Raw genomic sequence first — 5112 nt, 5'->3', positions numbered from 1 at the left:
TTGATAGTGAGCCCGTCTGTGATACCGTCACGGAAACGATCCTGACTTTTTAAAGCTGGGAAGCTGATCGTGAAAACTCACAGACGGGGAGGCTCGCTGTCAAGGGCAATCGGATAACATGATAAAAGGAACGACACCTTATAAATTTTGTCAAAAAAGGGGTTGCCATACCAATCATTAGGCTTTATTTTAGCAAATCTTTTGATTAGTATTTTTCAAATAAAAGTTAATGTAGACCAAGAAGTCCTTGCTATGAACGGCCAGTCTTTTCCCTTACAAATTTTAAGTGGAAGTTCTTTCTTTATTGCGATTATTATTACTGTATTATTAGCGGATATGGTTTGTGAGGAATATCGTCAAGGAATTTTTAAGACTGCTCTCGTTCATCCTATTCATCGTTATCAGTTGGTTACAGCTAAGCTTGTTGGTTTGGTATTTATTATTGCTATTCTTATTGGATTTACAGTTTTAATATCTTATATCATAGGAAACTTGGTTTTTCCTTGGGGAGACAATATCTTAGTTCAGGGAAGTCCTTTGATTGTTAAAGGGCAAAGCTTACAAGGTTTCCATGGTTTTAGCACTACTCTTTTAGCAAGCTTAGGATTTTTTCTTTCTGTATTTGGTTTTTCTATGATTATTCTCTTTTTTGCCTTTGTTTTGGAGAACACAACAGTTACTATAGGTATAGGAGTTGCCCTTGTTTTATTAACAAATTTAGCGACCGATATCAAAATTTTAAAAGAATATTTTGTTGGAAGTTTTATGAATATCTTGCCATCAATGATTATGACAGACTTAGGGCTAAGAGCCATTATGCCCAAAATTGTCATATCTATTCTATATGTTCTTGTCTTTTATTCACTATCTATGATTTATTTTTCAAAAAAGGATGTGATATAAGGCTGGTAAAAATATGTTTAGGAGGTATCTCATGTCACAAGTAAAAGTGCTTGTAGTAGATGATGAAATAGAAATAAGAGAACTACTTAAGGATTATCTTGAGGAAGAAAATTATAGGGTGAAAACCTGTGGAGATGGGGAAGAAGCTTTAAAACTTTTTAAGATTTTTAAGCCAGATATTGCCATTTTAGATATTATGCTTCCAGGAATGGACGGTATAGGAGTTTGTCTTGAAATACGTAAAAAATCAACACTTCCCATTATTATGTTAAGTGCTAAAGGTAGGGAAGTAGATAAGATATTGGGTCTTGGATTTGGTGCAGATGATTATGTGGTAAAACCATTTAGTCCTAAAGAAGTTGTTGCAAGAGTTAAATCCCAACTTAGACGCTCGTATCAATTCTCTATTTCATCAGAATTTAAGAATGAAATAGAATTTAGGGACTTATCGATAGATCCATCTGCATATATAGTTTCTTTAAAGGGGCAACAAATTGATTTTACAACAAAGGAATTTGAACTTCTTCTTTTCTTGGCTCGTCATAACCAAAAGGTTTTAACTCGCCAGCAAATATATGATGGTGTATGGGGCTTCAATGAATATGGGGACTTAAATACAGTTACCATTCATGTAAAGAAAATTCGTGAAAAGTTAACTAAAGTAGTTGGAGAAGAAAAAGATTATATACAAACCATCTGGGGTGTAGGATATAAATTTGAAGGAGAGGAGCTATGAGAAAAGGTATTGAAAAAAGGCTGATATTTCCTTTGAAATTGCTTTTTATTATCCCTCTTATAATTATTCTTTTAGTAGGCACTCCTATAAAAGATAGGTTTGATTTATTAAAAGTAATATTACCAGGAATTCTTTTATTCCTACCGATTTATGCTTCATCAGCCTATTTATTTTATATTGTCAAAAAATATGTATTGAAACCTGTTCAAGATTTAAATATGGCAGCAAACCAAGTTATGCAGGGAAATTACAATTCTTTTGTCGATTATGACCAAGATGATGAAATAGGTGAATTGTGTGAAACCTTTAATGCCATGCAGGTTCAATTGAAAGAGGCTGTTGACAGACGGGATGAATTAGAAAAATCTAAAAAAGAAATGATCGCCAGTATTTCCCACGACTTAAGGACTCCAATTTCATCTATTAAAGGATATGTGGAAGGATTAGAAGATGGTGTGGTCCATGATGAGGAGCGTTTTAAACGCTACTTGTCGGTTATAAAGGATAAAACTAATAGGTTAGATAGTCTAATAGACCAATTATTTCTTTATTCTCAGGTGGATTTAAAACAAAATAAAGACAATTTGATGGTTTATGATTCAGGCGAATTATTAGATGATATTCTTTCTACCTATTCTCTTGAATTCATGGAAGAAAATATTGAATTTATGGTTGATCGTCCATTCCCTAATGTAAAAGTTCGTACAGATTATGAAGGCTTAATTCATGTTTTTGACAATCTAATATCCAATGCAAAACGCTACGCCAATAATGAAATTCAAATAACATCAGAAGTTCAGGAGAAATTTTTGGAAATTTGTCTTAAAGATGATGGAAGAGGTATCCTAGTAGAAGATCAAGCTCATATCTTCGATAATTTTTATAGGATAGAAAAATTTCGTGCAAGCCAGTTAGGTGGAGCAGGATTAGGTCTTCCTATTTGCAGAAAGATAATAGAAAATCAAGGTGGACAAATTTGGGTTGAATCTCTGCCAAATGTTAATGGAACAATTTTTAAATTTACTATACCATTAGATTTGCAGAAAGATAAAGGAATTGCAAATTTGAGAAAATTAATAATCTAATGCAAGAATAACTCGCTAATTAAATTGATGTATCTAGTCAAACAATAAATTAAGTAGAACGAGGTCAGTAAAGTGCATAACTAATACTTGCATTTAAAATTGCTAGATTTTTTAATAAAATATTAGAAGAGGTATTTATTTACGAAGAGGATGAATAATATGGAATACATTACATAGCAGAGATATTTAATAATGATTAAGCTGGGGGAATTATATGCATTAATGATACAATTAATGATGATTATATCAAGGTTGGTGTAGATATGTACGAAGATTATGAAGACTATGAATGTGAAGAAAAAAATAAGAAAAAAACAAAAAGAGTGAATTCATAAGTTGGGTTGGAACACTGCTCAGTGCGTTGATAATCGCCTTGTTGTTAAAGGCGTTTATACTTAATTCTACGATAGTTGAGGGTATTTCAATGATGCCGAATCTACACAATGGAGATAAACTCATCTCCAATAAAGTAGTCCTTTTCTTCATAGAAACTGCAAGAGGTGACATTGTGGTATTTGCTTCTCCCGTGGCTGAAGGTGGCGACTACATGAAGAGGGTCATAGGATAGCCAGAAGATGTGGTGGACTTATATGAAGGTAAATTCTATATAAATGGTGAAAAACTGCAAGAAGAGTACTTGCCTGATGACATATTTACTTTAAACACCGTGGGTAAGCACTGGGAGTTAAAAGAGGAGTAATTCTTTGTGGCAGGTACAAATAGTACACTGGGAGAGTCAAATGACTCAAGGAGCTTTGGGTCAATTAAAGAGAGTGCAATCAAGGGGGTTACCGCTTGGAGGTGTTTTTTATTTGACGATAGATTTGAAAGGATTGAGAACAATTGAAAGAAGATAAAAAAGAGAAGAGTGGAGATTTAATAAAGAATATTATGTTTATAGTACTTGCACTTGTCATTGCAATATTAATTAGAAAATACGTATTTAGCACCCACATAGTAAAAGGTGCCTCCATGGAAGACACACTTCACAGTGGAGATTTCATAATCACGAATAACTTATCATTGGTTTTTGGAAATCCTGATCGTGAGGATATTGTGGTGGTGAAAGATCCTAGTGGTGGAAAAACTTGGGGAGTCTTTGACAGGTTGGTAGTAAAGAGAGTAATTGGACTGCCGGGAGATGAAATAGATTTAAATGAGGGTAAATTTTATATAAACGGTGAATTGCTCCAAGAGGAGTATGAAGCGGAAGACAGTTGGACAATGGCCACTGTGGGAAATCATTGGGAACTTACAGCGGACGAATACTTCATAGTAGGAGATAACAGAAATCTGGGCAAGTCATATGACTCCAGAGCATACGGACCTGTGGATAGGGATTTAATTTGTGGTAGAGCCAGAGTGAGACTTTTTCCATTTGATAAAATGGGAAAAATATAATTAGTGAGGTAAGAGATGAATAGACAAGAATTTATTGGATAATTGAAGAAATTAATCATGTTAATGTATAATCTAACACAATATATGATAAAGCATTATTGATGGTTATTTAGATCCGAAAATATAAAAGATTGTTCTTAAAACATATAATAAAGACTGAAAACTAGATAAAAACACAAGATCATGAAAACTCTTTATAAATATATTAAACTTATATAAATAAAAAGTTAAATGGAGGAGAAAAGGTGAACTTAAAGAATAGATATTTAGTCACAGACTTTACTATTGAAAACAAAACCAAATCTAAATATCAGATAGAAAAAATATTAAGTGTATATCGAAAAATAGATTTTTGCACTTCTAGCACATTAAATTCTATAGTAGAATACTTCCAACAAATTGATTTAGACAGACTAAAAAATACCCTTAATTGGATAGATATTAACCAAGAAGGAGATAACAGTTGTATAAAAAATAAGGGGTTTAGTGAAATTGATTTTGATCTGTTTTTAAAAATAATGGATATAACTTTGAAACAGTTAGATCTGTATCCTGATAAAGGAAAAATATATGCAGAAATAATTAAATTAAAATATTTTGAGAAAGAAAAATATAGCAATGAAAAAATAAGCGAAGTTATTGATAAAGTCCATATAATTGTGTAAAAGATAAAAGGCCATGTAACAGCCCTTTTACGGTACAATGTTTTTAACCACAAAAACATACCTAGGAGGACTTTACATGACCCAAGTACATTTTACACTGAAAAGCGAAGAGGTTCAAAGAATGATTGACCATTCAGTAAAAGATGAGGTGTCTAAAAACATTTTGACCACCGTATTCAACCAGTTAATGGAAAACCAACGAACGGAATACATTCAAGCTGAGGACTACGAACGATCAGAAAAACGTCAAAGCCAACGAAATGGCTACTATGAGCGAGAGTTTACGACCCGTGTCGGAACACTTGAATTAAAAGTACCTAGA

Annotated in this window: 7 protein-coding genes; all 7 read left to right on the top strand. The window is 32.8% G+C overall.

Features of this window, described 5'->3' with window-relative positions:
- Positions 1-147: 147 nt before the first annotated feature.
- Positions 148-903 carry an ABC transporter permease subunit gene (locus CBF27_RS13835; RefSeq protein ID WP_126815287.1) on the top strand — a complete coding sequence of 252 codons (756 nt, stop codon included), beginning with the start codon at positions 148-150 and terminating at the stop codon, positions 901-903.
- A 31-nt stretch (positions 904-934) separates the two neighbouring features.
- Complete coding sequence (locus CBF27_RS13830; RefSeq protein WP_126815286.1) at positions 935-1639, top strand: response regulator transcription factor; 705 nt, start codon at positions 935-937, stop codon at positions 1637-1639.
- Positions 1636-2724, top strand: coding sequence for a HAMP domain-containing sensor histidine kinase (locus CBF27_RS13825; RefSeq protein WP_126815284.1), 1089 nt, complete (start codon positions 1636-1638; stop codon positions 2722-2724). The genes CBF27_RS13830 and CBF27_RS13825 overlap by 4 nt, the downstream gene beginning before the upstream one ends.
- Before the next feature lie 331 nt (positions 2725-3055).
- Positions 3056-3292, top strand: coding sequence for a signal peptidase I (lepB, locus tag CBF27_RS14650; RefSeq protein WP_126815288.1), 237 nt, complete (start codon positions 3056-3058; stop codon positions 3290-3292).
- Positions 3293-3567: 275 nt separating this feature from the next.
- Positions 3568-4125 carry a signal peptidase I gene (lepB, locus tag CBF27_RS13810; protein ID WP_126815282.1) on the top strand — a complete coding sequence of 186 codons (558 nt, stop codon included), beginning with the start codon at positions 3568-3570 and terminating at the stop codon, positions 4123-4125.
- A 245-nt stretch (positions 4126-4370) separates the two neighbouring features.
- The gene (locus CBF27_RS14220) at positions 4371-4790 is read left to right on the top strand and encodes a hypothetical protein (RefSeq protein ID WP_170175128.1); all 420 of its coding nucleotides are present in this window, start codon (positions 4371-4373) and stop codon (positions 4788-4790) included.
- 76 nt (positions 4791-4866) lie between these two features.
- A partial coding sequence (locus CBF27_RS13800; RefSeq protein WP_211334676.1) for a transposase occupies positions 4867-5112 on the top strand: 246 nt, incomplete at its 3' end.

It is taken from the genome of Vagococcus acidifermentans (genome assembly GCF_003987655.1).
Classification (GTDB): Bacteria; Bacillota; Bacilli; order Lactobacillales; family Vagococcaceae; genus Vagococcus_B; species Vagococcus_B acidifermentans.
Note: the sequence above shows the minus strand (reverse complement) of the source record. Positions and strands in the feature narration are given on the sequence as shown.